The organism is Vibrio sp. R10-SF1-ISO8 (assembly GCF_059833805.1).
The window spans coordinates 180,952-204,215 of the sequence record NZ_JCBDHL010000019.1 but is presented as its reverse complement, the minus strand read 5'-3'; the positions used below and the strand labels follow the sequence as shown (position 1 = coordinate 204,215).

The 23,264-nt window shown below is 46.7% G+C and carries 43 protein-coding genes and 1 pseudogene; 27 read left to right on the top strand and 17 right to left on the bottom strand.

The window, feature by feature from the left end:
- Positions 1-18 precede the first annotated feature (18 nt).
- Entirely contained in the window at positions 19-594 is a 576-nt protein-coding gene (locus tag AC6R00_RS15785) for a hypothetical protein (RefSeq protein ID WP_004744200.1), read from the top strand.
- 219 nt (positions 595-813) lie between these two features.
- Here AC6R00_RS15785 and AC6R00_RS15780 read toward each other — a convergent pair whose 3' ends face one another.
- The gene (locus tag AC6R00_RS15780; RefSeq protein ID WP_500641078.1) at positions 814-1,236 is read right to left on the bottom strand and encodes a phage protein; all 423 of its coding nucleotides are present in this window, start codon (positions 1,234-1,236) and stop codon (positions 814-816) included.
- 361 nt (positions 1,237-1,597) lie between these two features.
- On the opposite strand from AC6R00_RS15780, the gene AC6R00_RS15775 reads away from it, so the two are divergent.
- The gene (locus tag AC6R00_RS15775; RefSeq protein WP_500641077.1) at positions 1,598-1,969 is read left to right on the top strand and encodes a regulator; all 372 of its coding nucleotides are present in this window, start codon (positions 1,598-1,600) and stop codon (positions 1,967-1,969) included.
- A gap of 7 nt (positions 1,970-1,976) precedes the next feature.
- Here AC6R00_RS15775 and AC6R00_RS15770 read toward each other — a convergent pair whose 3' ends face one another.
- The 15 genes and pseudogenes from AC6R00_RS15770 to AC6R00_RS15700 all read right to left on the bottom strand — a co-directional run bounded on the left by AC6R00_RS15770 (position 1,977) and on the right by AC6R00_RS15700 (position 11,424).
- Positions 1,977-3,047, bottom strand: coding sequence for an MBL fold metallo-hydrolase (locus AC6R00_RS15770; protein ID WP_500641076.1), 1,071 nt, complete (start codon positions 3,045-3,047; stop codon positions 1,977-1,979).
- 16 nt (positions 3,048-3,063) lie between these two features.
- Positions 3,064-3,624, bottom strand: a complete 561-nt coding sequence (locus AC6R00_RS15765) for a hypothetical protein (protein ID WP_500641075.1) — start codon at positions 3,622-3,624, stop codon at positions 3,064-3,066.
- 4 nt (positions 3,625-3,628) lie between these two features.
- A complete protein-coding gene (locus AC6R00_RS15760; protein ID WP_500641074.1) occupies positions 3,629-4,378 on the bottom strand; it encodes a hypothetical protein in 750 nt (249 codons plus the stop codon).
- Between the two features lie 155 nt (positions 4,379-4,533).
- Positions 4,534-4,941 carry a hypothetical protein gene (locus AC6R00_RS15755; RefSeq protein WP_500641073.1) on the bottom strand — a complete coding sequence of 136 codons (408 nt, stop codon included), beginning with the start codon at positions 4,939-4,941 and terminating at the stop codon, positions 4,534-4,536.
- 35 nt (positions 4,942-4,976) lie between these two features.
- Positions 4,977-5,438, bottom strand: coding sequence for a hypothetical protein (locus AC6R00_RS15750; RefSeq protein WP_500641072.1), 462 nt, complete (start codon positions 5,436-5,438; stop codon positions 4,977-4,979).
- 380 nt (positions 5,439-5,818) lie between these two features.
- The gene (locus tag AC6R00_RS15745; RefSeq protein ID WP_500641071.1) at positions 5,819-6,010 is read right to left on the bottom strand and encodes a hypothetical protein; all 192 of its coding nucleotides are present in this window, start codon (positions 6,008-6,010) and stop codon (positions 5,819-5,821) included.
- 2 nt (positions 6,011-6,012) lie between these two features.
- Positions 6,013-7,401: pseudogene (locus AC6R00_RS15740) on the bottom strand (zonular occludens toxin domain-containing protein); the annotation flags it as partial.
- A gap of 33 nt (positions 7,402-7,434) precedes the next feature.
- The gene (locus AC6R00_RS15735) at positions 7,435-7,779 is read right to left on the bottom strand and encodes a hypothetical protein (RefSeq protein ID WP_500641070.1); all 345 of its coding nucleotides are present in this window, start codon (positions 7,777-7,779) and stop codon (positions 7,435-7,437) included.
- Positions 7,780-7,787: 8 nt separating this feature from the next.
- On the bottom strand, positions 7,788-8,405 hold the full coding sequence (locus AC6R00_RS15730; protein WP_500641069.1) for a hypothetical protein: 618 nt from the start codon (positions 8,403-8,405) through the stop codon (positions 7,788-7,790).
- The gene (locus tag AC6R00_RS15725) at positions 8,384-9,058 is read right to left on the bottom strand and encodes a hypothetical protein (protein ID WP_500641068.1); all 675 of its coding nucleotides are present in this window, start codon (positions 9,056-9,058) and stop codon (positions 8,384-8,386) included. The genes AC6R00_RS15730 and AC6R00_RS15725 overlap by 22 nt, the downstream gene beginning before the upstream one ends.
- A 117-nt stretch (positions 9,059-9,175) precedes the next feature.
- Positions 9,176-9,406: a hypothetical protein gene (locus AC6R00_RS15720; protein WP_500641067.1), complete on the bottom strand. Its 231-nt coding sequence runs from the start codon at positions 9,404-9,406 to the stop codon at positions 9,176-9,178.
- A gap of 8 nt (positions 9,407-9,414) precedes the next feature.
- Positions 9,415-9,648, bottom strand: a complete 234-nt coding sequence (locus AC6R00_RS15715; RefSeq protein WP_500641066.1) for a transcriptional regulator — start codon at positions 9,646-9,648, stop codon at positions 9,415-9,417.
- 3 nt (positions 9,649-9,651) lie between these two features.
- Positions 9,652-9,960, bottom strand: coding sequence for a CTX-RstB family phage integration protein (locus AC6R00_RS15710; RefSeq protein ID WP_500641065.1), 309 nt, complete (start codon positions 9,958-9,960; stop codon positions 9,652-9,654).
- Positions 9,951-11,207, bottom strand: coding sequence for a replication initiation factor domain-containing protein (locus tag AC6R00_RS15705; RefSeq protein ID WP_500641064.1), 1,257 nt, complete (start codon positions 11,205-11,207; stop codon positions 9,951-9,953). The genes AC6R00_RS15710 and AC6R00_RS15705 overlap by 10 nt, the downstream gene beginning before the upstream one ends.
- Positions 11,200-11,424, bottom strand: a complete 225-nt coding sequence (locus tag AC6R00_RS15700; protein WP_069666308.1) for a hypothetical protein — start codon at positions 11,422-11,424, stop codon at positions 11,200-11,202. Before AC6R00_RS15700 ends, AC6R00_RS15705 begins: the two co-directional genes overlap by 8 nt.
- A 132-nt stretch (positions 11,425-11,556) precedes the next feature.
- On the opposite strand from AC6R00_RS15700, the gene AC6R00_RS15695 reads away from it, so the two are divergent.
- Complete coding sequence (locus AC6R00_RS15695; protein ID WP_500641063.1) at positions 11,557-11,925, top strand: DUF3693 domain-containing protein; 369 nt, start codon at positions 11,557-11,559, stop codon at positions 11,923-11,925.
- Between the two features lie 8 nt (positions 11,926-11,933).
- Here AC6R00_RS15695 and AC6R00_RS15690 read toward each other — a convergent pair whose 3' ends face one another.
- Entirely contained in the window at positions 11,934-12,206 is a 273-nt protein-coding gene (locus AC6R00_RS15690) for a transcriptional regulator (RefSeq protein ID WP_171325074.1), read from the bottom strand.
- A gap of 40 nt (positions 12,207-12,246) precedes the next feature.
- On the opposite strand from AC6R00_RS15690, the gene AC6R00_RS15685 reads away from it, so the two are divergent.
- The 24 genes from AC6R00_RS15685 to AC6R00_RS15570 all read left to right on the top strand — a co-directional run bounded on the left by AC6R00_RS15685 (position 12,247) and on the right by AC6R00_RS15570 (position 23,131).
- Positions 12,247-12,495 carry a hypothetical protein gene (locus tag AC6R00_RS15685; RefSeq protein ID WP_500641062.1) on the top strand — a complete coding sequence of 83 codons (249 nt, stop codon included), beginning with the start codon at positions 12,247-12,249 and terminating at the stop codon, positions 12,493-12,495.
- Between the two features lie 74 nt (positions 12,496-12,569).
- A complete protein-coding gene (locus AC6R00_RS15680) occupies positions 12,570-12,929 on the top strand; it encodes a hypothetical protein (protein ID WP_500641061.1) in 360 nt (119 codons plus the stop codon).
- A complete protein-coding gene (locus AC6R00_RS15675; protein ID WP_500641060.1) occupies positions 12,869-13,498 on the top strand; it encodes a hypothetical protein in 630 nt (209 codons plus the stop codon). Before AC6R00_RS15680 ends, AC6R00_RS15675 begins: the two co-directional genes overlap by 61 nt.
- A 160-nt stretch (positions 13,499-13,658) precedes the next feature.
- Positions 13,659-13,808 carry a hypothetical protein gene (locus AC6R00_RS15670; protein ID WP_500641059.1) on the top strand — a complete coding sequence of 50 codons (150 nt, stop codon included), beginning with the start codon at positions 13,659-13,661 and terminating at the stop codon, positions 13,806-13,808.
- A gap of 130 nt (positions 13,809-13,938) precedes the next feature.
- Entirely contained in the window at positions 13,939-14,247 is a 309-nt protein-coding gene (locus AC6R00_RS15665) for a hypothetical protein (RefSeq protein ID WP_500641058.1), read from the top strand.
- A 188-nt stretch (positions 14,248-14,435) separates the two neighbouring features.
- Positions 14,436-14,678 carry a hypothetical protein gene (locus AC6R00_RS15660; RefSeq protein WP_171325458.1) on the top strand — a complete coding sequence of 81 codons (243 nt, stop codon included), beginning with the start codon at positions 14,436-14,438 and terminating at the stop codon, positions 14,676-14,678.
- Positions 14,668-15,138, top strand: coding sequence for a hypothetical protein (locus tag AC6R00_RS15655; RefSeq protein WP_500641057.1), 471 nt, complete (start codon positions 14,668-14,670; stop codon positions 15,136-15,138). The genes AC6R00_RS15660 and AC6R00_RS15655 overlap by 11 nt, the downstream gene beginning before the upstream one ends.
- Positions 15,122-15,619, top strand: coding sequence for a hypothetical protein (locus tag AC6R00_RS15650; RefSeq protein ID WP_500641056.1), 498 nt, complete (start codon positions 15,122-15,124; stop codon positions 15,617-15,619). Before AC6R00_RS15655 ends, AC6R00_RS15650 begins: the two co-directional genes overlap by 17 nt.
- The gene (locus tag AC6R00_RS15645) at positions 15,588-16,307 is read left to right on the top strand and encodes a hypothetical protein (protein ID WP_500641055.1); all 720 of its coding nucleotides are present in this window, start codon (positions 15,588-15,590) and stop codon (positions 16,305-16,307) included. The genes AC6R00_RS15650 and AC6R00_RS15645 overlap by 32 nt, the downstream gene beginning before the upstream one ends.
- A gap of 106 nt (positions 16,308-16,413) precedes the next feature.
- Positions 16,414-16,545, top strand: coding sequence for a hypothetical protein (locus tag AC6R00_RS15640; RefSeq protein WP_257214423.1), 132 nt, complete (start codon positions 16,414-16,416; stop codon positions 16,543-16,545).
- A gap of 9 nt (positions 16,546-16,554) precedes the next feature.
- Positions 16,555-17,376, top strand: a complete 822-nt coding sequence (locus AC6R00_RS15635) for a major capsid protein P2 (RefSeq protein WP_195876971.1) — start codon at positions 16,555-16,557, stop codon at positions 17,374-17,376.
- Between the two features lie 9 nt (positions 17,377-17,385).
- A complete protein-coding gene (locus AC6R00_RS15630; RefSeq protein WP_500641054.1) occupies positions 17,386-17,658 on the top strand; it encodes a hypothetical protein in 273 nt (90 codons plus the stop codon).
- Between the two features lie 9 nt (positions 17,659-17,667).
- Positions 17,668-17,808, top strand: a complete 141-nt coding sequence (locus AC6R00_RS15625; RefSeq protein WP_171323606.1) for a hypothetical protein — start codon at positions 17,668-17,670, stop codon at positions 17,806-17,808.
- Entirely contained in the window at positions 17,808-18,011 is a 204-nt protein-coding gene (locus tag AC6R00_RS15620; RefSeq protein WP_195876938.1) for a hypothetical protein, read from the top strand. Before AC6R00_RS15625 ends, AC6R00_RS15620 begins: the two co-directional genes overlap by 1 nt.
- On the top strand, positions 17,992-18,915 hold the full coding sequence (locus AC6R00_RS15615) for a hypothetical protein (RefSeq protein WP_500641053.1): 924 nt from the start codon (positions 17,992-17,994) through the stop codon (positions 18,913-18,915). Before AC6R00_RS15620 ends, AC6R00_RS15615 begins: the two co-directional genes overlap by 20 nt.
- Entirely contained in the window at positions 18,912-19,562 is a 651-nt protein-coding gene (locus AC6R00_RS15610) for a hypothetical protein (protein ID WP_500641052.1), read from the top strand. Before AC6R00_RS15615 ends, AC6R00_RS15610 begins: the two co-directional genes overlap by 4 nt.
- The gene (locus AC6R00_RS15605) at positions 19,562-19,975 is read left to right on the top strand and encodes a hypothetical protein (RefSeq protein WP_500641051.1); all 414 of its coding nucleotides are present in this window, start codon (positions 19,562-19,564) and stop codon (positions 19,973-19,975) included. The genes AC6R00_RS15610 and AC6R00_RS15605 overlap by 1 nt, the downstream gene beginning before the upstream one ends.
- Positions 19,976-19,991: 16 nt before the next feature.
- Positions 19,992-20,420 (top strand): M15 family metallopeptidase, encoded by a 429-nt coding sequence (locus AC6R00_RS15600; protein ID WP_099608738.1) that lies wholly within the window; start codon positions 19,992-19,994, stop codon positions 20,418-20,420.
- Positions 20,417-20,827 (top strand): hypothetical protein, encoded by a 411-nt coding sequence (locus tag AC6R00_RS15595; protein ID WP_272274104.1) that lies wholly within the window; start codon positions 20,417-20,419, stop codon positions 20,825-20,827. The genes AC6R00_RS15600 and AC6R00_RS15595 overlap by 4 nt, the downstream gene beginning before the upstream one ends.
- Complete coding sequence (locus AC6R00_RS15590) at positions 20,824-20,982, top strand: hypothetical protein (protein WP_180275383.1); 159 nt, start codon at positions 20,824-20,826, stop codon at positions 20,980-20,982. The genes AC6R00_RS15595 and AC6R00_RS15590 overlap by 4 nt, the downstream gene beginning before the upstream one ends.
- Positions 20,983-21,349: 367 nt before the next feature.
- Positions 21,350-21,658 carry a hypothetical protein gene (locus AC6R00_RS15585; RefSeq protein WP_500641050.1) on the top strand — a complete coding sequence of 103 codons (309 nt, stop codon included), beginning with the start codon at positions 21,350-21,352 and terminating at the stop codon, positions 21,656-21,658.
- A 165-nt stretch (positions 21,659-21,823) separates the two neighbouring features.
- On the top strand, positions 21,824-22,129 hold the full coding sequence (locus tag AC6R00_RS15580) for a DUF6678 family protein (RefSeq protein WP_494504996.1): 306 nt from the start codon (positions 21,824-21,826) through the stop codon (positions 22,127-22,129).
- A 154-nt stretch (positions 22,130-22,283) separates the two neighbouring features.
- A complete protein-coding gene (locus AC6R00_RS15575; protein ID WP_500641049.1) occupies positions 22,284-22,568 on the top strand; it encodes a hypothetical protein in 285 nt (94 codons plus the stop codon).
- Between the two features lie 137 nt (positions 22,569-22,705).
- Positions 22,706-23,131, top strand: coding sequence for a hypothetical protein (locus AC6R00_RS15570; RefSeq protein WP_500641048.1), 426 nt, complete (start codon positions 22,706-22,708; stop codon positions 23,129-23,131).
- Positions 23,132-23,264 lie beyond the last annotated feature (133 nt).

Here is a 23,264-nt window from a genome sequence, read left to right as displayed (position 1 = left end):
TAAAAAGGCGCGAGATCCATGAACAACACTACGCCCATCCAACGTCAGTCGATTGATGTGCAGTTCTTGCAAGATGTCATCAATCAAACGAACCTCGAGTTGAAAGTCTCTTCGCTCAGTGAGCAGAGCTACCGCGCGCTGGCTTGCGAAGAGAGTCCGGTCTTGGACTGGCTCAATCACTACCATTTATCGTGCTTCTCCGGCCGGGCCTTTCATATCGGCGTGCAGCGTTTCAAACAACCGCGACCCGGACTGTTAGTCGGTGTGTACGACAGTCGGGTAGGGAGACAGCATACGCTGCTCCTTGAACCCTTAGATGGGCGTGCTGCTCAGGCTATGACCGAGCGATTGATGTCGGTGATCACCTATATTGCGCTGTATTTTCTGTCGACGTATCCCAACAGTGTCGGCGTGTACCTTGTCGATCCACCCAAAGCGTTTCTGTCGCATTATGGCTTGTACGGCTACAAAGTGTTAGACAGCTGGCACGAGGTGCCGGTGATGTTTGCCACCTTTGACAGTCTGTTTGAGCGTCAGCAAGACGTGCTGTTCGAAATGTTGCTGGATGAAGAGTTGGATTTGTTAGCAGATTAACTCAGGAGAACGTTATGTTAAATCGAAGACGCGTACGGCTGCGACCAGCGCAAGGCCAAGTCAAACAAGTGCTGCTCAAGACCGCCGCGGTGTTGCTGCAGGACGACCGCTACAAAATCCCCATCGATGATGACATGCCACCGCCCAGCACCATTCAACCCACGCCATCGCGCCGGACTTAATGTCCGGCGTGTGCGTCTAGAGCGTCAGGGGCTGACATCATTTGAACTTACTCGGTACCAAGGGGATCGGTTCGACACGGCGGCCACCACGAAAAGGCGGCAGATTGGGCACCGGTAGCGTCGGACAAGGATCGTGCAGTCGGCCATACAATTTGACCAACTGACGATGTTCATCGCGCCAGTAGACGAAGTTTTCCAGCTCTTTGGGGTTAAACTCGCGTCGATCGGGCGTAATGAGCGTGGCGCGCTCTTCATGGACGCGAAAGCCGTCCCAGCGAATATCGAGCGGCAGATAACCGCGGGCTTTAATGTTCAGCAATTTCTCAGCGAGTGGATTAACCGGCGTATAGCCTAAAATCCAACGTTTGACGGTGACGGGTTGCACGTGAAAAAACGCGGCGGCTTGGTGCAGATCCATAAATTGTTGGTGAACCAGCTGACGGAAGTTGGGTGTGAGCATGTGATTTTCCTCCAGAAAATAATTTGCGCAACGATTGTTTATTCCTTTTTTTATTGCGAGATTGATAGATGAGAACAATCAAAAACGCCGAAAAACACAAAATTCGCATTTTGTATTTATTAACCCAATAGCGCAGTTGACCGACCAACGGGGTCATTAATGGTATAAATAATGGTAATTGTTGAAGCAACACAGGATGTTAGTGAAACGCGTTTGACGCGAATGTTGGGTGTGAGCAAGGGTTTGATTTTCTGGGACTTTTGGATACCTAAGTGCGCATTATGCGTGTTTATGTTCAATGAAACTTGTATCACTACAATTTATGGATTTATAAACTCTTTCGCTTTTGAGAGAGTGAATCATGAAGTATCACGAAATGACCAAAAACTACATTTTTCGTGAATTTGAATGCGGTTTGACAGTAGAAGAGACTGCGGAACTTTGTTTTAAAAGTGTGAGGACTGTCAATGAATGGGATAAAGGGAGGGACATTCCAAGAGAGTGCAGACGTTTAATGCGGATGGCTAAAAATAGAGAGCTATTTCATACAGATGAATGGAAAGGGTTTCTAATGAAAGCTGGCAAATTAGAGTTACCTACAGGTCAATCGGTTAGTGCTCAGGAGATTTTAGTTGGAATAGCAATTATAGAAATAGAGTCCGAACTCGAGCTGCTCACAACATCGAAAATTTTAAAATATGCTAGAGCGATATGCCAAATAAAGGGGCTGTAAGCCCCTATTAAAGCTGCGTGGCACTACCATATAAGACGTGATTAAAAGAGCTACTTGTCTGCTCCGCTAACACATAGCCTAAGTTTAAATCCAACGGCTTAACAACGACGTTAGGCGATTTTTTTTGAGCGATCTTCGCGGCTTTAGTTGGAAGAACTTTGTCTGCTTTTAGGTACTTTGGCTCTGTAGTGCAAAACAACTTACTTGTGTGCTGTTTATACATTTGCACGCAAGCTCTGGTAGGCAGGGGACTCTTACCTTTTTCAAATGTTGTGATGACAGACAAAGCGTCCAACTCAACTTTTCTAGACCAGAAGCTTTGATGATAACCAGTTATCGAACCATGGTGAGAGATCTTAAAAAAGTTAACTGAACCATCTGTAGGGGAAAGGACAGAAGTAGAAACTGAATTCCAACCACTTTCAGGATGAGCATCTGTCTCAAGGTCTGCTCCGAATATCGCACTTCTACCTATATTCTTGAGATCTAAATTGATCACGACACAGTAGTTATTCGGGTTTTCCCTAGGAGCCATTGGTGCAGCATCTTTATCTGTTTCGTGAAGTAACTTGGCAAACTTCAGGTTAGCTTCTTGTATATCATAGTTAGAAGGTGACAAAGCTATCAAGTCAATATCAGAGTTTCTAAAGATGGTCTCGTTCTGTTTTAATGGATGAGGTCTTCTACTATTTGTGTGTAAATAAGTTAGTATTTTGGTGATTTCTGAAACACCAGAGACTCTATCGCCGGACTGAGCTTCATCTAAAGTAATGTAATACTTGATAGCCTCATCTGCTGTTAGAGCTTGAGAAATATATACAGGGGTCGCTGGATCGCATCGCTCTATCAAGTCTTTCATTCCAGAGATATGGTCTTGATGAAAGTGCGTGATGATGATTTTTTTAATTACTTCATAGGGGTTTAGGCCAATAGACTGAAGATACCATGCGGCAATTGGAGCGTTTGATTTCGGGTGTCGAAATGAATCAATAACAAGCCATGAATTTTCTTCGTACTCAACTAGTATAGACTCACCAGTTCCTCGACCTAACACAACTACTTTTACGTTATGAGACACTTAATTACTCTTATTATTATGAGAACAATGTTTTGAGTTGAGCAACTCTTTTGTCTATTTTGCTCTTGTGGAATTGACGTCTTGTAAACACTCTTCTCATTTTAAAGGATGAGAAGGTGGTGTTGCGCTTCGAATATGATGATTTCTTCTTGTTAAAGCTAGTTGTGGTTTCAGTGCCAATTCTCCAATAAAAAATAGCGTTTTCTTTTATTAAAGTTTGATCATCGAGAGAAAATTCATCAAAAGGCACTTCCAGATCCATTATGTGGCTGTTTGAGTGCATATCGTAAACTCTGGCTTCCAATGTTTGCTCTTCTCTAGAAATCGAAGCAGCTACGCAATAGTACTCAGCTTCTAGATCTAATGACTGTGTTACAACTTTGGAGTCAACAATATCAGGGGTATTTGAAGGATCAATACTTTCTAAATGAGTTTCAACATCAATGGCAGTATTGAGTTTCGAGAATATTTGTTTCACGTTCTCGACAACACGAAGCCCAGAGCTAGCTTTGTTTAGTTCAGGTTTGATGTCCGAAGAGTTTAGAACTGGTTCTAGTAATTCTGCTGTTAGTGCCATAACTTTATACCGATGCTAGCTCATTTAGTTTGATGTCAGCTTCTTCTTTTAATGCGTCCAAATGGATATCTAATGTTTTACGAACTAGATCCATTGCTGAACAACTGATTGATACTGAGCTGGCAGGAATAGGAAAATGATAGTTGAAGTTTATTGACGTAGCAAAATCCAACGTTTGTGTTTCAGATTTAAATAATGGACGAACTGTTACATTCAATTCTGTGTATGAACCTTCAGGAAGTTCTACAACGGACTCTTTGTGACTATCAAGTCTCATTGAAACGTGTGTAATACCAAGTTTCGAGTCTTCAGCTTCTTGATTCGGAGTAAAAACGTTTCTCCAGTGTTCTTTCGGTACAAGTTTATGACCCAGAGCGTCCCAATCTTCTCTTGATTTGTTAGTGATGGTATAAGTTGAGTTGATCCCTACTGCATAAGCTGAAGTTGTAATATGCATTTCAATCAACGAATAAACTAGGTCTTTAAAAATCGTATAAGATCCTTCGTCGATTAAAGTAACCATCAATCGTTTGTCAGCTGTATTGAAAGAAACTGGAGTCATTTCAATTTTAAACCAAGTAAATTGAACTTGAATAGCATCGATATTCAGTTGTTGAATCTTAGCTTCTTCAAAGTCATTTTCACTAATAAGCTCATACTTATGAAGCCACTCTGGAGTGAAGTTGAGGGGATTGAATGCCCCTAAAAACGCTACAGATAGATGTTTTTGGTGAACATCAAAGTTTGGTTTCATTTATTTTCCTGTTAACAACAATATGAACTTTGAGGAGCATTAAAGCATTTTTTTTGTGTTTGAGAAAGTAATAGAGTAATGAGAATCAAATGAATGTGATGTGAGCTAGAGGACTTTCACCCCGTATTACTATACGGGGTGCATCAATACGCAAACTAATGCGGCTTTCTTTTACGTCTTTCAATTTTCCATAAAATGCCAACAACACTTAAAGCAATTAAAAAGCTGAACACATACAAGTCATTCAGAGCCATAAGCATGGCAATAAACCCAGAAGTAGAGATAACAGCCCCTAAAAGTCCATAGGTGTCTAGATAAGTGGATCTTTTATCATTGTCAGAGAGCTTTATGTCTCGACAGCAAACCAAACCAAAGATATGGAAGGGTATTGAGAAGATGAGAAGTAAACTTGCAATCACTTTCATTTTTTCATTCTGCACAGTAGATACTGATTCGATAAAAATAAACGAAGCGAAAGAGACAGCTAACATACTTGATTGAACCCACTCTATAGTTCCGTGAAAGTACTCAGAGTATCCTTTCGTGGAGTCGGTCTTTTCCATGATTTCTCCGTCTAGTTTTGGTTGTGGGTTGACTACTACAGCGCATTCCCAGTGGTTTTTACAGTTCTTTCCCAATGTTGCTTAACTGATGCAAACTTCTTTGTAGAGAACGTGTAGCTTTCACTCTCAAAGACAACCTTTACATCAGCATTACGGGAGAATTCTTGCTTAACAAAATCTTTGCCTTTCTGCGATTGAGGCATCCAGAAGTTATCGCCACCAATACATTGCGAAACGTAGTTTACCCATTGGTATTGAATCTTAACTTTCTTATATGCTGCACGAGATCGACAGTAGCTGTAGGGTTCGTGGAAGGCCACAATAGATGAATTATTGCCGACGGCGATTAAGTTAGCTGAAAAGCGTTTGTTTTCCTTTGACCTGATATAGTGGGCCAGCCCCTCAACATTCCATTGTTCATTTTCATTCTTTTCGATTAAGTCCGCATAAGCCAGATTGGACGCTAGGGACAAAAACAAAATAGCATATTTCATCATTTTGTTTACCTTAAGCCTTGTAGTCTATTTATTGATTTTTTGGATGTTCTACATGAAAGGCATATGAATATCAAACCAATTTCATTTGGATATGACGTAACGCCCACACTGCTATGCTCGCTGCTCAGTCTTCGCGACTGCGCATAGCGTGTGGGGCTATTCAGGCGGGTTGCAGAAGCATTGAAACCCACTGGTGTGGTGAATCTCTGCAAGGGATATCCTAGCAGGAAGGAGGGGCATTTTTCTCTCAAGCGTTAGCGAGACTGACCGCGCCGATTGAGTTGGGTGCAAAACAGGGAGAGAGTCGGGCGGCTTGGTGCCTCGTTCGCGCTGCGCACTCTCTTTTCCCTGCGGGGCTGAACCGTCACCAGTGACGGGACTCATTTAGACGACATCGAGACAAGCTTGCCTGTAGCGATACTGCGAAGCACACTGATGGTTAAATCTTCATTATCACACATCATTTGTGCCGCTTGTTTTAACTCGCAGTCTTTATCTTCAGGCACCCAGAGCGTGATTTTCTTCAGCCCTTTGTCTTTCTTGCGTTGCTCATATGCTGAATTTCGACTCATGGTTACGCCTCTTGTTTCTTAGCCAGATTGAAGATATCGACTTGTTCTAAGTCTTGTTCTCTATCCGGTTGCGCTTCATCACTGGGCGCGTTGTAGGGTTGCAGTGGAGGGCAGGTGAGTAGGCGCAAGGTGTTTTCCAGTTCGACTTGGATTAAACAATCGTCGAGCGCTTCAAACTGATAACCATACCGCTTGAGTACCGTTGAGCTGATGTAATAACTGCCTTCTTGTTTATCGATACGGAATCGATAATCAAAGGAGGTGAACTCATCATGGTCACGTACCTTAAGAACACTGGTCAGGTACACTGACTCCGCATTGTTGAACACCGGAAAGTACTGATAAAACGGGTTCACATTATCAGTATCAGTTTCAAAATGACCTTGAGCACCACCATTGCTAGAATCCACGCTAACGTGACTTTGCGTATGACTTTGGTTTTCATCCACAGATACGCGAGTGCCATTCTCATCACTCGATGAACTGGCGCTGACTTCCTCACTAACTGCTTCAGTCGTATCATCAGAATTGCTGCTATATAACGCATACGCTTCCCTTACAAAATTTCCCAGAGCCAACAGGCCAATAAGAACCACCGCGATAAACTTGGGTGATTTTAAAATCGTGATGTCTGCTTTTGATTCGTTGAAACCACCTGTCCCCGTCGATTGGTAGAGAGCAAAGACATCAACGGGGATCTTTTTATTCGTACAAGCTGCTAAGTCCTGTTTCGTACTTGGCGCCGTTTTGGTTGATTTGGGGCGGTGGTTGTAGATACGTGGGCGACGCTTGCGGAAAAACGTATCGGTCGAGGTGTGAGAAAATGCATCGGTCGCACAGCCTTGCATCCATTTGGGTATCGAGGTGTAATCCGGTGTCAGTAGAATGACATCCCACTGATATTTACGGTGACGCATAAACGCCCCGTAGAAATTATCGGGATACAATAAGCGCCCCTGGTCATCGAGTTGCGTCTCGCCAGTATCATCCGTATCGCCTTCATCCAGATTGGATGTATCTGCCATTGTCCAACGTTCATAAAACAAATCAGCATGACCGTCCGGCAGGTGCTCTAAGAAATCCTCTAAGGGACGTTTTAGTGACTTCTCCCGTTTAAATCCCACTTCAGGCGCAAAGATATCCTGACATTCATCTATCACAACCAGAGAGTTAACAGGCATCCAGTTAAACCAGTTTTGCCACAGCTCAATGCCTTGCATCTTACGACTGAATATCCGGATAAGGCGCGCACTGACTGGAAACTTTTCACCGAGAATTCTCTCAAGTGAGTCAAGAGGTTTAAGCCCCTCGATATTCGTGACCACCACACGACCAGCTCGAAGGGCAGGCACAATCTCAAACCAAACTACATAGGCGGATTTATACGCCCCGTTAGAGCCATGTCAGAAAATAAACCGCCATGATTACCACCCCATAACACGCAGTACAAACGCCGTAGCGGCTGCATCGATAATGATGCGAATCGCATCAACAATACCGATGGCGTAACACACATGACGTAAATCCGGAGACAGTTGATTAAACGCCCCGTTGAGCACCGTATACACTTCGTAATCTTTGAGCAGCATGGTCGCCACTTTGAACGCGAGCTTAATCATTGATAGCTCGAGATAAAGATAGAGCTTAATCAGCCACAACCACGCGTAAGCAAAAACATTCATGATCATGTCGGGAATCGAAAACAAGAAGTGCTTAACGTCACTCCCTATACCTGCCAAAAACTCAATCACCGAGTAGAGATAATCCATGGTTCCCCCTAAGACACACGACCGGAACTGAGCACGATTAATGCACCAATCAGAGTCGCCACCAAAATAATCACGCCTCGTATCAAATCGATATGAGGACCTATTTTTTCCATCAGACTGAAATCAACAGACACATTGCGACCGTGATTATCCAAAACGAAATGAGACCCTTGATAAGAGCCGTTATTGAAGTGCATCTGACCCATATTGAAAGGGGATTGAGACAGGCGGGTTTCGATATCTGACTCGATACCTTTGATATCTTTTTCAAGCCCTGATAGCCCATCTTTAAGCTTATCGGTTAACACTGGCGCTTCCGGTTCAGTGAATGTTTTACCGCTTGTTTTGAGTGATTCAATCGCGTTTCTGATGCCATTCAGCTTGCTAACCTCATTGCTCGAAGCCGCAGTAATGTCATTGCCGAGTCTATCCACTGCGTTCGTTACCTTACCCACCGAGTTATCGATATTTTTAAGCGAGGTTTCGCTTTTTTCAGACGCATCATCGACCGACTTTTTCAGTTTGTCGGACTTATCCTCGTTTGACTTTTTGATGTCATCTAACTTGGTGCTTAAGGTATCCAAGCGCGTGTTTGAATCAGACTTCATACCATCAATGGCAGACACCACATCTTTGTTATCGCTGGGTTTGTCTGGGTCGGGTTTAGGGTCGGGTTGGGTTTTGGATCTGGGTTGCCGCCGCCAGAACCTCCACCGGAGCCGCCACCTGAACCACCTCCCGAATTACCACCTCCGTTGTCACCACCGCCTGTTTCATCACATTGCCAAGTGACGTCATTACGAGACTTGCAACTGTAAGAAAACTTGCCTTTACGGTTGCGACAAAGGATCATTTTTTCTTTCTTCAGGGCATTGAATTCGTCCGATTGGCAGTAATCCTCACATTGGCCTAATGAGTTAGGTTTTGAACCGTTAGGACATAGACAGTTACCTTCTAAATCAGGCTTCTGACCCGATGGACATTGAGCCTCACACTTACCCGTTTCTGAGTTAGGAGCCTGACCGGATGGACAACCAGCACTCGTCACATAAAAGGTGAATCGGTGTTCTCGTCCGTTCTGCTTGCCATAAAACGCCTGTGAATTGGCATAACGAATATACGCAATCCCTTGCGATGCTAAGCAGCCCTTGAACAAGCTATGGTCGGAGGCGGGACTCGTTTCAAATACATAACCGCGACAATAAGGCTCCATCACATAACCTGCACTGGCACTGAATGAGGCGGCGAGAAGAAGTAGGGGTAGAATCAACCTGATCATAAAATTATCCAGATAAAAAAGGAGGCCGAAGCCCCCTCTAACCTGATATCACGCCCGTATAGACCCCATAGCAAAAGCACAAGGCCATGACGGACGCTAACCCAACTGAGACAAGCATTAGCGTTTAGCTAACCAAGTCACCACCATGCCAACACCAAAGCCAAGGGCAGCAAGCGCAATCACACCAGAAGTGGTGGTTTGAACCAGTGCTTTACCCGCAGTGATGGCTGATGTGATAGCTGTTGTGTTGTCGTCAGCTGCCATCGCTGAGCTAGACAGAGTCAGTGCTACACCTGCTTGAGCGTAACGATTTTGAGCGACTTTTTTTACAATGTTCATGTATTTCATATTGTTACCTATTTTTTTCCGAGATATTTAATAACGCGGCCAAGGACATGGCCAACGATGAACGTAACCAGAAACTGACCTAACAACAGCTGGTACAGCGACTGGTCAAACTGAAGCAGTGAATAATCAAACTGACTATTCACCAGTTGGGTCACCTCGTCCTTAGAGAGCACCATCAATGCACAATCATTGTTTGTAGATTGAGTGATGACCCCTTTGACGATAGCGACGCAAATAGACATGGATTAGCCTTTGATTGGCTTGATATCGACCACGATGTTGCGCGCAGGGTTCTGCGGGTCAGCATCCAAGTGCAGCTCACACATCATGGGAAATTGGTTTTCTAACTCTTTGAATGCCGTTACCAGTGAAGGATTCGGATTCATAGCGATTTGTTTCTTGTCCAGACCGACCGCCTGACATTGGCCTTTTTCAGACGTCCAACCTTCGTTGGGCGAGAGATAGTTGACCTGTGCAAAGTTGTAAGGACGGTCATCTTTTTTCGATAGACCTTGCGAGTGTTCACACCCGATGACGACTACGGTTAATGGCATGGTATTTCTCCAGTTTTTTCTAGATGTAAGTCCCGACCGACTGGAAAGTTAATCCGGTCGGGGATGTCGTTGAGTTCGAGTCCCTTCGTCAGGGTTTCGAGTATTTGTTTATCGTCGTCGTACAGTTGGCGCATGGCGTTGACCAATTTGCCGTACTGAACGCGAGCGTGTTTGACCGCGTTTTCAAACGAGGTCATGAATTTGATTTTGGTGGTCGAGATAGCAATCGGCTCGACATCGTCAATCAGAGAGGCAAGGGCAGGGTAAGAGCCTGCAAAGTACGGGTCGGGGTCGATTAACACCTCAAGAGGAATGACTCTGTAACGGTTACCAATCTGAACTTCAAAGCGGTTCCAGTTGGGATACTCTTCGCATTTCATCTGCGCGGCTTTATCGTAAGCGCGGAACACTTTGCCGTTCTCACGTGCACCGACATAAAAGGTATGACCCGCATCAGCGACAAAACCACACTTCTTGCGGTCTTGGGGTGACATACTTTGATAGCCACGAAATTCACCGGCACTGGGCGGCGTACCACGAGTAATGAACTGACCATCAAGGTACTTGTCTTTGATGTCTTCGATAGAAACGTTACCCTGTAAGTCATCAAGGGCAATATCAACCCGCGTCAATTTGGCGCCAACCATTTGCTTAAGTGCCTTATACAGGGCTTCCATGTTGACGGCCTCGCAGCCTTTACCAGAAAACGACACGTAGTAACCGAAGTTCGCCGCACCCCAAGCGACTAATCCCGCTTGAGTACCATTGCACAGCAGTTTTGCTGAGTAGCGATAGCCAGAAAAACCACCGCGACGTTCAAGCGTCCATTCGTTTTGCTCGTAGCTGATTTCGTCTGCCAGAACCTCTAGGAAAGACTCGATTTCGCCATGACAAAGGGTGTCCAACATATCGATGCCGATATTGCTAATAAGGCGTTGATAACATTCATTAAAAGACACATCGGTATCAATGCGGACATCAGCATTGATAAGCTCCTTATCCAGAGCCGCAAAGTACAAATCCTTGTTGGCAAAGTCTTCTGACTCGATACAACCAAGCACTTGAGCAAGGTTTTCCCCAAAGTGGGCAATCTTGGTTTGTTCTCGGTGAGCAATGGCGACAGCGTTTTGCGATTCAAACTCATTGATTTGCTCTAAAGCAAAGCGTTGTTTCGCCATGTCTTTGCAGCGCTCAAGCAGTAAAGGCGAACCGGAGAAGCTCACGTAGTCAATGACGGTCTTATTCATCGTGAAATACTCGGTCAAAAGCGCCATTGGCACGTAACTCAGATTCGTTTTCGTGGGTGATTTCAATCAGTTCACGGTCAGATTCACACGCATAGAGGTACATTTCATGTTTGGTTTTGAAGTATTCCGGCATGCCATCAATCGAACACCAGAAGCCATCCGAGTGGTGCTCAAAGTACACAGGATTTTTGCGCGTGGGTTTCGAAGCAAAGCTCATAATCAAAGCCTAAATGGTTGAGTACAGAAAATTTTGTATTAGTAAATACAAGAATCTCTGTACTGTCCATACAGGAATTTCAGTACTAATGAGCTAGAATGATCGGAAATGGAACTCATAGGGAGTTTGAAAATGTACACAGAAAAACTCATAGATGCTTATAAAGAGCACATGAATTACATTCAATACAAACAAGTCGCGTCTGATTTAGGCATTAGCGTGCAAATGCTGACAGAAATTCGCAAAGGACGCGCATTTCTTAAAGAAAATCTGGCACTTATGATTGCTGACCAAATTGGTGAAGAACAAGAAACGGTTTTAATTGGTTTAGCGGCGGATAAAGCGAAGACGCCACAAGAACAAGCGTTGTGGGCGAACATTGCAAAAAAGTTTAACGGGCGCGGTTTACAAGGAATATCAATGGCTTGTGGTGGCTTGGTGATGTGGATTGGCAGCCCTAGCGAAGCTATAGCCAAGTGCGCATTATGTACGCTAGGGTAAAGCCCCGATCAATCCGGTCTTATCTCATCTAACACCTTGATGACACGTTCGTTTTTCTGCTTATTGGGTAGGAGCCCAAGCACGACATTTTGATCGCTTTCGCCGAGCATATCGGCGATGCGAAACGCAATGTCCCAATCCATACCACACGTTCCTTTTCGCCACTTTCTTAAGCGACTATCCGTAACTCCAATCTTTCTTGCAAGCTTGTACTCAGTTTTAATTTGGTACTTAGCTTTCACTCGATTAAGCAACGCATTTGTGTAGTTAAAAACGGGCATAAAGTCGGCTCCTTTGGACACATTCTAGGCAGGTCGATTCGTGTTCTGCAAGATTGTCAACGCATTGACCATACGAAAAAACTTTCAATACAGTGATACGCGTCCAGTACGTGATCGTGTAGGAGCGGAGATGGCGAGCAAACAGCAAATTGTGTCGGTTCTGAGTGAAGCAGAGAAAGAGGCCGAACAGGGGCGTTTAGACACTAGCTTACGATTACTCATCGTGTCAATCCGAGAACTGCTGACGTTGTTAGAGCAGGGTGTGGACGATGAACCGCGCGCGCATTAATACCCGTGTGCGTCGTTATCGCGAACGCCATCGCCGTTGGCCACGATCACGTCGAGCTACAGAAGGAAAGGAATATGCACAGCGAACTCGACGACCAACGAGTGTTACAGATCTGCCTCGCTCACCTTGTTGCAGCGATTAAGACTTCAAAGGATTTACGCGAAATCAGCGGCGATCCCTCTGTTCAAGCCAGTATGCTTTCACCATTGCTGATCCTCAGCAGTGATTTGTTGACCAGCTCAACCCGTTATCACAATGTTGGCGGAGAGTTGGCAAGCTATGCCATGAACTACAGTCTGCGCATTGCAGAAACGCACTGCGGGAAAAGAGACGTGCTGACCGAACTGACTGACAAGCTTGAGCACTATATTGAGTGGGTCATACGGGCACAACGCACCAAACAATCGGTGACAGTGTCACAGATAGTGCAATGAGTGGTCGCCGTTTTACCCGTCGTGAACGACCTTTCGCCGCCATGCACCGTGAGCGTTGGCAATCTTTACTCCGCGATCCGTCTAAACACGTCTATTTGCTGTCGGATTCAGGCAAGGCCACACAGCGTCAGTTCTTGCGCGACATCGCTATGGTCATGGATTACCTGGTCAGTGAGCTCGAATTTCGTACGCGTAAGGTTGGGGTAGCCACTCAACGTGGTTTCTTACTGCGCACTTGGGCCAATGTGGCTGAAGGGACGGGATTGCCGGTTTGGCGGGTGAAACAGTGCGTGTCGTTTGCCAAGCAACGCGGCTGGCTGACGTCCACCCAACCGAGACACAATGAAAACGGCCAGTGGTATGGCTTAGCCTCGATTAAGCGTATCAGTGAGCGCTATTTTACCGACTTAGGGCTGCGCGGCGCCTTTCATAAAGCGAAAACGGCGGCGAGCGAGACTATTAAGCAGATGGCCATTCGTACCGGTGTTCATGTCCGTTACCTGCTTACGCCCATTACGCTGCTGCGTAAATTTGCCCGTCGTCACGACCAATCCCCATTAAAACGTTGATCCACCCACTTAGGATCGATCCGTTTACTGCACGCTAAATCCCTGAAAAATCGTTGTTTCTGCCCGTAAACGCGGCGTCTATGACGCTTTTATCACAGCTATCCACCGTTTCTGTGGATAACGCGGTGACTAAGCGGTGGTTTGTCATAGTAACTGCTCCATGAAACCGGAACTTAACGGTGTGATCCATAGTCTTCGACTAGTGATCTTTCTAAAGAAAGATAATAGTGATGATGAGTGTTATCCCCTGAAAAGCGGGGATAACGTTGAGGAAGCGGCGTATCTTGCTCGCCAGCGAGCTGACGCCTAACCCGGCTCGTCACCGTGTCGCAAGATCTGAACATTCAGGGGTAGGCTGTGTGAATGAAGCAAAAATGTCATTGGTGGCCGTTACATTAGTATATACTTAACCACAAAGGTGTATGAGTGGGAGTTTTGCGATGATCTATGTTGAAATAGCGTTATCAATAATGCCAATTGTTATTTTCGGCCTTATCGTGAAAAGCCATCTGTCTGCTTCGATGATACGACGCGTCTACTTTACCTCTTTCTCATTGGCTGTCGTATACCTCAGTTATGCCGTGGTGGTCAACGTTGGGTTACTTCCAGAGCCTGTTGACACATCATCGTGGTTGATAGGCAATAATTTAGTCCTTCCTATCGACTGTGTCCTGATCGTATTCTTGTATCTGTACATCCATACCATCCTGCCTCAAACCGCAGAGCCTAAACACCACCACTCCAGATAATCATTCGCTGTCTCACCGTGACAACTCACCAAGAGCCTGTGGTGGGTATAGAGCGGTGGGACAGCGCATCTGTCTCTTTAGTAAATCGGTTCTAACTATTGAAAATGGTTTATTAATCGTCATAATCTAAGTGCTAACGTCGTGAGACAGGGGCATCCATTCACCAACGTCGTGAGACAGAGGTCAGTATGACAATCAGACAACAAGAGTTTGCCGACTTGATGGCCAAACTCGATGACATCGAGCAGGCGCTGGCTCAATCTGCGCCAGATTGGTCAAGTATTCCTGCGTTTAAAAAACCGATGGTCGCCATTCAAGCGGCTGAGCAGGCCAAAACCCACATCGACACCACCGTCACTACCATTAAAGCTATTACCTTAAACTTCCATCAACGGCTCACTGAGCTAGAGGAGGCGCAGCATGGCCAGTAAGAATCCCATCAAAGGTTACATTGCCTGTCCGACGCAGGGCTGCGGCGAAGTGTGTACCGTGCATGCCGTTGGCGAACACCGCGTTTTAGAAGGGGGCGATCCACCCAAGAACAAGCGCCGATTGGGCCAGCTCTACACGATTTGCCCCAACTGCAAAGCCAATCAAAGCGCAGGGAAACCGTTTCAAGACTGGTTAACTCACCACATGAAACCGACCCGTGAAGAGGTTACCACTGGTTATAAAAACAGTACCCCGCAAAAGCCGCACTCAGTAACTGTTAGTAAACCGGACGAAACCAATCACGACGGGGCTTGCGAGGAAAATCCGATAACCGAGCCGAAACCGGCCAAGATAACCAAACGAACCGTCGCGGGCGCATTAGCCTTTGTCGGCGGCTGCGCGTTGCTGTTTGTCTTGCTGACGAAGAACAAGGAGCCTAGTGATGAGCGAAACCAATGAATTGGACGTGACCACGCCCGTGGATGAGCGTGATCTCACCGCACAAGCGGCCATCAACGAGATGCAGCAAGAAGAACACGTGACTGAACAGGCCGAAAGCGACACCGACGAGCAGGAAGAAGCCAGCTTTGATCCGGAGACCTCGCGCCAAATGTTGGGTTATGGCTTAGGCATTGTCGAGTTCAGCGTCGGTGCGGCGTTTGATGTGCCGTTTGAAATTGATGAGAACGTCGGTAACAAGTGGCTCGATGCGGCCACGCCAATGCTGCAAAAGTACGGACCGGCCGGTTTTGCGTGGTTTGCCAAGTATGAGAAAGAGCTGGTCTTTGCCATGGCGTCGTGCACCTTGGTCGGCGGTTGTACGCTTCAAGTGCGTCGACTGCGTCAGGAGAAAGCGTTGTTAGCGGCCAAAGCGGAGAAGGAAGCCAATCAAGCGCAAGGAGAAACGGATGAAACTGCCCAGTCCGATCAACAAGAATAACGCACTCAATGCGCAGCACGTGTGTTACATGGGCACGACGGGCAGCTGTAAAACCACCGCCATTCGTAAACTCAAGTTGATCCCCAAGTCGGCCCAGGTGGTGATGTTTGACCCGTACGCCGAGCACTCCGAGCAGCGACTTGAAGGGCTGAAAGTCGTACCGTGTGCATCGTTTTCCGAGTTCTATCAGCGTGCCTGGTATGGACGAAAGCAACGCAAGCCGTTTCGTCTGGCTTTAGTCAACCAAGAGCGGAGCCGCGATAACCTTGAGCGTTTTGCCCAGATGGTGTGGTCGTTGGGTGATGGCCAACACGCGCATGAGCTGCATTGTGTGATTGAGGAGCTTGCCAAGTGCACCAACAACACCGCCAAACTCGATGGCGTGGCGGGTGAACTATGGACAGGTGGCCGCGGCTTTGGGTTGGTGATGCACGCCACCTTTCAGCGCAGTCAGGAAGTGCCAAAAACCGTGCTCGATGAATCCAAGCATATCTACATTGGCGCGGTCAGCTCGAAACGTAACGCGCGCTACATCGCTGACTATTATGACGTGCCGTACGAGTCCATTCTTTCGCTCAAAGGCTGTCATGAGCGGGAGCATTTAGGCAAAGGCAAGTATGCGGATTACATCCTCAAAAGCCCCGGGATTGGTAATCATCGGCAAGGGAAAATCTATCCCGTGCGGTAAGGGTTAACCTATTAGGTTAGAGTCACTGCCTAATAGATTTGACTGGCTGACGTTATGGTGAGAATCGTCCTAGGGTCAGGGCATCCATTTCAATGAGGATGTCACTATGCGATTGAATGCTCGTAACGTTGCCATCATTGCTGGCGTATCAGCTTTGACGACAGGGGCGATCATCTTGGCCGTCAACAATAAAGTTGGTGGTCTCGATAAGCTTCTCGGCAAGTCCGGTTGGTTCTAAGGGGGCGCTATGTCAGTCAAACCAATCAAACTTAACTCTATGGTCGGTGCAGCTTGGGGACAAAAAGGCACACTGCCTATACCCAATGGCCCGACGTATCACGAATTGGTGCTCGAAACCAACGCCGACGCGCAGGACATGACGCGAATTTCCATCACTTTGAATGCTGAGGAAATCTACGTATTGACCGGCGAAGAGCTGTTGATGCTTGAGCGCTATAAGCGCCGCGATCCCACCAGTGGCCATTACATTATTCCGTTCAGCGATGTCGTGGCCAGAACCAAAAACGGGGTGCGCTACACCGGCTTAGTCACGGAGCTGGGTGACAACATTCACCTTGATATTCAGTTCCGAAACAAGCGCGCGGATGCGGATCCACTCACGATCCAAGTACATGCTTGGGTGAGTAACGCACAAGCGATGCGTGTCGTGGTGCCACTAGTGAAACGTGAAACCATGCCCGCCAATGCCGCAGGCGTCAACGAGTTTACCAACCTGATCGCCAGTCCGCTCATCAGTATTCGCCGCATGCACTTTATGCACGACAAGATCACCAAGTTGGAGATTGAGCGTGATTTCGTTAAAGAATTTGAAGCGAATAAGTTTATCGCTGAAGCCAACGCCAAACGTAACGAACGCACGCCTCAGTCGGGCTATTTCCACTTCGATCCGATTGTCCGTGGTTTCTCGATTGATGAACTGTTTCCCACGCAGCACAGTTCGAACTTGAAGTTCTCGGTCACCACCGAAGATGTGCCAGGTTCGATTCCTATTTTGGTCGAATCGGTGCGTTTAGAGCGACCGGAAAAACTGCAAGGTGGCGCGGCCTAAGGAGCGCCCATGAAAAGCTTTTTTGATGATTTACTGGAGTTTGGCGCGGGGGCTTTGGACTCCGTTGGCGAGCACGCTGACTGGCTGTTCGACATCAAGGATCAAACCTCCAACCCAAACAAAACCCAGCAGCCCAACCATCCGCAGGTCGATAACGCCGGTAATGTGGTGACGCGGCCGCAAGGCGCGAAGTCTGGCGTCGATCCGATGGTGTGGTATATCGGCGGTGCGTTAGCCGTAACGAGCGTGGTGCTGCTTGGGGTGATGGCGTTTAAGAAGTAGGAGAGACCGATGCCACTTTTATTCTGGGCACTCGGCGGTTTTGGTGTCGGCAGCATGTTTGGTGTAAGCGCCAGTAAAGGCCTGAATAAACTGTTGTTGCTCGTCGGGATGCTTGCCGTGTTGCTGTATTTCGCCAAAGGAGGTCTGTGATGCTCGGTTCATTAACGTCGTTAACCGGTGGCGGAGGCTTACAAGGCGGCGCCTCAGGACCCGCGATGTCGGGCACATCGGGCAACACCACCAATAACATGGGCTTTACCGGCGGTGGGATCAATCTCGGTGGCACCAGTTCCCAATGGTGGCTCATCGTGATGTTGGTGCTGCTTGTCATGTATGTGGCCCTTAAGAAGTAATCTTCAGCGTGAGCAATGGAGTCGGGTTAAAGACCAACTGAAACCGGCACTGAAAGACTACTTCAAGGATGCCGAACGCGCGGTAAAACAGGGCAGTGAACAGGTTTTTCGCCTTGATAACACCGTGATGCTGTTAAGGGGTGAAGTACTCAAAGACGGCACCAAAGAATTGGTGGTGGTGGCCTTAGTCGGTGATATGGCCGCAGGCACATTGGGCGCGCTCAATCATGCCAGGGCCTACGGTTTTGACTCAATACGGGCACACTTCTTTCGCGCTGGCGCGGAGCGGTTTATCCGTGAGCGGCTCAAATTGCCCGTTCAGGAAATTGAACGCCGAGGTGATGAACGCGTTTTACGAATAAGGTTTGTAGATATGGGTGGCAGAAGCTCTTCACAAAGTCGACAAAGCACGGTCACAACGACGACCAATACCAGTGGTAGTGCGGCGGCAGGCCGAGATAACTACGGCATCATGGTCGCAGGGGTCAATGATTCCGATATCAATCTGACCATGACCGACCACGGGGCAATGGCCATTGCTGGTAATCTTGCCGAGGAAGCGCTCGACTTTGGTCAGCAAACCCTACGCTCAAACGAAACTATCGTGACAGGGTCACTCGATACGGTCAATAACACCGTCGATGAGGCGTTTAACTTCGGTACGTCTGCCCTTGAAGAAACCTCAGAAGTCAGCCAGTACGCGATTGATTCAATCAAGTCGATGGCCGGACAACAAACCGAAACCACCAAAGCAGCCCTCGCGATGGCCAGCAGCGCCAAATCGCGCGAGCAAACCGGTGGCCTTGAGTCGGATAACAACTTACTGAAAAACATTTCTCTGATTGTCGGCATTGCCGGCACCATCATCACCGTCGCGGTGTTGTACAAAGGGAGCCGCTCATGAGACAAGTCCACACCCTCGAACCCCATCAAACGCTCAGTTTTAACGCCGGACAGGCGGGTAAGTTTCTTATTCTGCGTGAATCGACTCATACCTTGATGATACACAGCGATGTACTGCGTCCAACCGAAATTCAACGCGGCGATACGATTGATGTGACCAAGTTTGATGAGCTGACACTGGAGAACCATCACGATGACGCCGCGACGTTTGAATATCAAATCAGTGACGTACCGATTTTAACTCAAGCGCAGAAAGTCGATGTGTCGAACGCGGTGGTGGTGCACGAAGTGCAGCGCCCCGTGAGTGTGGTTGAGATACAACGGGCGGTGAAAGCCCAAATTCAGAACGAATTGCTTAATGTTCACGTCGATAACGAGACGCTGAGCATGACGCCTAGCGTGACTTTGTACACCTACGCGGCGGTTGAAGAAGGCGTGTTTGAGCTCAATGGCAGTGAGCAGACTATTGCCGGCAGTTCTGAGCGTAAAGCGCTGTTTCTGCAGGTACCGGATGACAATACCGAGCCTGTTCTGGTGCAAGGCTTTATGGTCGTCAATCCCGGTGGCCATCTGCCACTCAACACCAATCAGGCCATCACGCTCAAAGGTAAGGACGGGGAAACCGTCAGAGTCGGGGAGATGCGCTGATGCTGATGCTGTATAACCCACCACCGAAAGCCAAACCTGATATTGAAATCGCCACCGAATCACAAGGCACGGTCGGCGATGCGGCGATTTTTCACTTTACCGACTACGTCGAACTGGTCGATTTGTCGTTTAAGCGCACATCACTGAGCAATCGCCAAACGGTACCCGCGCAATTGTGCAGTCTGACGCTGTCATTTCTGAAAGGTGACCAACTTGTCGAGCGTCGTTATCTATATTTGTCTTTCGCCGCTGGCGTCGATCATCACTATCCGATGACCCTCATCAAGCCCAAAGGCGCGGATGAGCTGCAAGTGGTGAGTAGCTTGGCGCTGGTCTCACGGATTGAAACGCGTTTGATCTTCAAACAGGAGGTGCCCGATGCGGTGGGCATTCCCCCTCTTATTAATGGTTAGCCTGGGAGTGTATCTGATGAACAAAAAACAGGTCGATAAAGCCGTCAGCGGCTTTGCGCTGTCGGTGCGCAGCGAAACCAAATTGATTGGTGTGCACCATGATTTAAAGAATGTGGTTAGGCGCGCGCTTGAGCTCAGTCCATTTGATTTTGGGATTACCTCGGGCAAACGGACAGCCGAAGAGCAATTCCAACTTTTTCAGGACAAGGCCAGTCAGCTTGATGGTTACTCGCGTATCAGTCGCCACCAAACCGGTCACGCGATCGACTATGTCGTGTATGACGAAGATGGAAACGTCACATGGGGCTTCAGTTACTACGAACAAGTGAGTTGGGCGTTTAAACAAGCGGCCAGAGAACTGGGTGTGCCGATTGTGTGGGGCGGCGATTGGACCTCGTTTAAAGATGGCCCGCATATTGAGCTCGATCGACAGGTGTACCCATGATTGGCGCGATTGTCAGTTTGTTTAATGGCGGACTCGAAACCTATAGGCAGTATAACCGCAATAAGGCCGAAGCCTTAAAGCGCAAAGATGAGCTCGATCAGGAGAAACATCAGGCGAGGGTGCGTCGATTACAAAAGGGCGAAGAGCAGGCTAGCAGTCTTGATGAAGTGAGCATCAAAGAGCGCGGTTTTAAAGACGAGTTTATCCTGCTTGTGGTGTTTATCCCGCTCATTCTTTCCTTCATCCCTGATTACGCACCTTACGTCGAACAAGGTTTCAACGCGCTACAGAACATTCCCGAACCGTATTGGTATGTGGTGGGCGCCGTCGTCATTGATACGCTTGGCATGCGGGCGATGGTGCGTTATCTGCTCGAGTTCTTCTCAGGCAAGTTCAGGGGGCAATGATGGAATTACTCGAAGCGATGCTCATTGCTCTAATCACTGGTGTCGTCTCAAGCGCAGGCACCATTGCGGCGCTCAAAACCGACATCAACTGGATAAAGAAAGTACAGCAAGACCAAGAGCAACGGATACGCAAACTGGAGGACAGTCATGGCTAAACGATGTTGCAAGTGCAAAGGCCGCAAACAAAACGGCCAACTTAAGAAAGGGTATACGCTCAGAGGTGGACGGGTAGTGAAAGCTACCGCTACAAGAAAGCGACGAAAAACCAGACGCAGACGCTAAAGAAAACCGCTCAAGATAGGGCGGTTTTTTGTTTCTCTTAGCCTCAAATCTTGATTTAAAGCATGTTATACAGAATTACTATGCACTTTACTGCATTGATTGATTGCTCTAATTCTAAGCTACTGATAAATTGCTGAAAATAGGACACTATTAGCCGTGATAGGGTGAAAGACAGAAATACTCTATGACTAAACACAGAAAATTTCTGTCTAATAACTGTTATACGTTCTTGAGGTTCATATGATTGGAATTATCGTAAAAACAGAATCAGAAATTGAAGACTTGCCAAAGGATTGGATTCCTATGGAGTTCAACCCTCTTAAGTTAAACCAAGTATTTGATAGTATTTTAGGCTTTATTCCAACTCAACAGCAGTTTGTGTACGAGAATGGAGAAGTCTTGATTCATTTCGATGTTGATAGTTTAAATGAACCAAGAGCTATCACTTTTAACTGCGTAATGTCTCAAGCAAACGCAGAGATTATTGAATTTTTGGCTATTGGACTGGCAGCCAGAGTTTTTGATAGCGAAAGCTGCAAGTTTATCTAGTTGGCAAAATGAACGTATAACAATCTGTTTAAGAGTGATTCGCAACGCGTGGCATTTTCAATATGCGTGGTTTTAGTGTTTAAGGTGGTATGCGGGAGCATTAGTATTGCGTTACTCACACCTTAACAGGGCGTTATAGGGCAGGTGATATTTATGCTTAGCGTAATGAATAAGACAAAATGGAATGAGCTGCGTCTTAAGATGTCTGCACTTGAAGTTCATAGGCCCAAGTGGCGAACAAAAGATATAGAAAGCGGGCATATCTCTGAGTGGGATGGTGACTGGTATTATCATTTTGAACTAGGTGGCTTTCGCTATATCGAATGGGTTGAATTACAAACGAAAGACTCTATTCATCATGAGCTAATTAGAGTTGAACTACAGAAAATTAATCTTCCTGGTAATGAAATCAAGAATGGTTTCAGGGTTTATGGTCACATAGCTGACGGGCAGTTTGTTGAATATATTTGAGTTTGCCCTATAACAAACTGCTCAAGACGGACTATCAACGCTCGGCAATTTTGGTTCTAGTTTGGTAAAGTGTTTACGGCGGCTAGTTTGAGTATCGTGCTATGCGTTGCTAGCCACTTAGCAGGGCGTTAGGCCGCCAGAATGAGGACCGGAAATGGAAAGATTTAAACCCGATGAACTAGAGAGAAGAGTTGATGAAGTCCTATTTTATTTCTGGGATCCAATAGGCATTAACAGTTATGTATCGGCTAGGGCTGAGTACCGTTCTTATGTACCTAAAGTTCTAGTAGCTCTTGAAAGTGGTGGGTTAGATAATGTTATAAATCTACTCATGCACCTAGAAAAGCATATGGGGTTGGAGCCTCAAGAGAGTAACGTACAAAAGGTCGGTAATCTTTTATTTAGCCATAAAGATGCGATCGAAAAAGGGCATGCCTAACAAAGCGTTTAAGGCGGATTCACAACGCTTGGCGATCTTAGCTCAAGTTGAATTTAGTGTTTAAGGTACAATGGATTAGGTTTGTTGGCTGGCGTTGCTCACCACTTAACGCGGCGTTATGTGTTTGTAGGATTAAAATGAAAATATTCGAAATTCAGCTAGGAAATTCAATTGGCCCAGTCAAGCTCGGGATGACAGAAACTGAAGTGAATAATGTTATCGGAACACCTAATTCCATTCATGGTCATCGCCATCATTTTCTAGACGGGCTCATGGTAGATTTTGATAACGAAGGAAAAGTCGAGTTCATTGAAGCGGCAGAATCTGACTTGTTCTCAACGACATTGTTTAGTATTGACGTACATCGAACACTAGCGACTAATGTGCTCGAACGAATGCTATTAGAAGGTAACTACGATCATTCAGATCCAGAGTTAGGTTATAGCTACGTATTTAAGGAGTTTCAGTTATCGTTCTGGCGTTCAACTCTGCCTGATGTGGAAGAAGGTGAAGGGTTGTTTTTTCAATCAGTTGCAATTGCTACCGAGGGTTACTTTGAGTAAACACATAACAATCAATTTAAGAGGGATTCACAACGCTTGGCATTTTTGCTTCAACTTAAAATTTAGTGTTTATGGCACAATGCTTTAGGTAGGGTGGTAGTGTTGTTCACCCCTTAATTGGGCATTAGCAATA

Bases quoted from the DNA above. Each gene is read 5' to 3' on its own strand.
- AC6R00_RS15635 (WP_195876971.1), top strand. From the start codon at position 16,555: ATGTCAGTCAAACCAATCAAACTTAACTCTATGGTCGGTGCAGCTTGG.
- AC6R00_RS15720 (WP_500641067.1), bottom strand. From the start codon at position 9,406: ATGAAATACATGAACATTGTAAAAAAAGTCGCTCAAAATCGTTACGCT.
- AC6R00_RS15725 (WP_500641068.1), bottom strand. From the start codon at position 9,058: ATGATCAGGTTGATTCTACCCCTACTTCTTCTCGCCGCCTCATTCAGT.
- AC6R00_RS15655 (WP_500641057.1), top strand. From the start codon at position 14,668: ATGGCCAGTAAGAATCCCATCAAAGGTTACATTGCCTGTCCGACGCAG.
- AC6R00_RS15585 (WP_500641050.1), top strand. From the start codon at position 21,350: ATGATTGGAATTATCGTAAAAACAGAATCAGAAATTGAAGACTTGCCA.
- AC6R00_RS15605 (WP_500641051.1), top strand. From the start codon at position 19,562: ATGCTGATGCTGTATAACCCACCACCGAAAGCCAAACCTGATATTGAA.
- AC6R00_RS15645 (WP_500641055.1), top strand. From the start codon at position 15,588: ATGAAACTGCCCAGTCCGATCAACAAGAATAACGCACTCAATGCGCAG.
- AC6R00_RS15755 (WP_500641073.1), bottom strand. From the start codon at position 4,941: ATGGAAAAGACCGACTCCACGAAAGGATACTCTGAGTACTTTCACGGA.
- AC6R00_RS15695 (WP_500641063.1), top strand. From the start codon at position 11,557: ATGTACACAGAAAAACTCATAGATGCTTATAAAGAGCACATGAATTAC.
- AC6R00_RS15745 (WP_500641071.1), bottom strand. From the start codon at position 6,010: ATGAGTCGAAATTCAGCATATGAGCAACGCAAGAAAGACAAAGGGCTG.
- AC6R00_RS15660 (WP_171325458.1), top strand. From the start codon at position 14,436: ATGACAATCAGACAACAAGAGTTTGCCGACTTGATGGCCAAACTCGAT.
- AC6R00_RS15630 (WP_500641054.1), top strand. From the start codon at position 17,386: ATGAAAAGCTTTTTTGATGATTTACTGGAGTTTGGCGCGGGGGCTTTG.
- AC6R00_RS15750 (WP_500641072.1), bottom strand. From the start codon at position 5,438: ATGATGAAATATGCTATTTTGTTTTTGTCCCTAGCGTCCAATCTGGCT.
- AC6R00_RS15705 (WP_500641064.1), bottom strand. From the start codon at position 11,207: ATGAATAAGACCGTCATTGACTACGTGAGCTTCTCCGGTTCGCCTTTA.
- AC6R00_RS15700 (WP_069666308.1), bottom strand. From the start codon at position 11,424: ATGAGCTTTGCTTCGAAACCCACGCGCAAAAATCCTGTGTACTTTGAG.
- AC6R00_RS15575 (WP_500641049.1), top strand. From the start codon at position 22,284: ATGGAAAGATTTAAACCCGATGAACTAGAGAGAAGAGTTGATGAAGTC.
- AC6R00_RS15780 (WP_500641078.1), bottom strand. From the start codon at position 1,236: ATGCTCACACCCAACTTCCGTCAGCTGGTTCACCAACAATTTATGGAT.
- AC6R00_RS15735 (WP_500641070.1), bottom strand. From the start codon at position 7,779: ATGGATTATCTCTACTCGGTGATTGAGTTTTTGGCAGGTATAGGGAGT.
- AC6R00_RS15620 (WP_195876938.1), top strand. From the start codon at position 17,808: ATGCTCGGTTCATTAACGTCGTTAACCGGTGGCGGAGGCTTACAAGGC.
- AC6R00_RS15610 (WP_500641052.1), top strand. From the start codon at position 18,912: ATGAGACAAGTCCACACCCTCGAACCCCATCAAACGCTCAGTTTTAAC.
- AC6R00_RS15665 (WP_500641058.1), top strand. From the start codon at position 13,939: ATGATCTATGTTGAAATAGCGTTATCAATAATGCCAATTGTTATTTTC.
- AC6R00_RS15595 (WP_272274104.1), top strand. From the start codon at position 20,417: ATGATTGGCGCGATTGTCAGTTTGTTTAATGGCGGACTCGAAACCTAT.
- AC6R00_RS15600 (WP_099608738.1), top strand. From the start codon at position 19,992: ATGAACAAAAAACAGGTCGATAAAGCCGTCAGCGGCTTTGCGCTGTCG.
- AC6R00_RS15650 (WP_500641056.1), top strand. From the start codon at position 15,122: ATGAGCGAAACCAATGAATTGGACGTGACCACGCCCGTGGATGAGCGT.
- AC6R00_RS15690 (WP_171325074.1), bottom strand. From the start codon at position 12,206: ATGCCCGTTTTTAACTACACAAATGCGTTGCTTAATCGAGTGAAAGCT.
- AC6R00_RS15615 (WP_500641053.1), top strand. From the start codon at position 17,992: ATGTGGCCCTTAAGAAGTAATCTTCAGCGTGAGCAATGGAGTCGGGTT.
- AC6R00_RS15775 (WP_500641077.1), top strand. From the start codon at position 1,598: ATGAAGTATCACGAAATGACCAAAAACTACATTTTTCGTGAATTTGAA.
- AC6R00_RS15625 (WP_171323606.1), top strand. From the start codon at position 17,668: ATGCCACTTTTATTCTGGGCACTCGGCGGTTTTGGTGTCGGCAGCATG.
- AC6R00_RS15570 (WP_500641048.1), top strand. From the start codon at position 22,706: ATGAAAATATTCGAAATTCAGCTAGGAAATTCAATTGGCCCAGTCAAG.
- AC6R00_RS15680 (WP_500641061.1), top strand. From the start codon at position 12,570: ATGCACAGCGAACTCGACGACCAACGAGTGTTACAGATCTGCCTCGCT.
- AC6R00_RS15715 (WP_500641066.1), bottom strand. From the start codon at position 9,648: ATGTCTATTTGCGTCGCTATCGTCAAAGGGGTCATCACTCAATCTACA.
- AC6R00_RS15710 (WP_500641065.1), bottom strand. From the start codon at position 9,960: ATGCCATTAACCGTAGTCGTCATCGGGTGTGAACACTCGCAAGGTCTA.
- AC6R00_RS15640 (WP_257214423.1), top strand. From the start codon at position 16,414: ATGCGATTGAATGCTCGTAACGTTGCCATCATTGCTGGCGTATCAGCT.
- AC6R00_RS15580 (WP_494504996.1), top strand. From the start codon at position 21,824: ATGAATAAGACAAAATGGAATGAGCTGCGTCTTAAGATGTCTGCACTT.
- AC6R00_RS15785 (WP_004744200.1), top strand. From the start codon at position 19: ATGAACAACACTACGCCCATCCAACGTCAGTCGATTGATGTGCAGTTC.
- AC6R00_RS15760 (WP_500641074.1), bottom strand. From the start codon at position 4,378: ATGAAACCAAACTTTGATGTTCACCAAAAACATCTATCTGTAGCGTTT.
- AC6R00_RS15670 (WP_500641059.1), top strand. From the start codon at position 13,659: ATGAAACCGGAACTTAACGGTGTGATCCATAGTCTTCGACTAGTGATC.
- AC6R00_RS15590 (WP_180275383.1), top strand. From the start codon at position 20,824: ATGATGGAATTACTCGAAGCGATGCTCATTGCTCTAATCACTGGTGTC.
- AC6R00_RS15765 (WP_500641075.1), bottom strand. From the start codon at position 3,624: ATGGCACTAACAGCAGAATTACTAGAACCAGTTCTAAACTCTTCGGAC.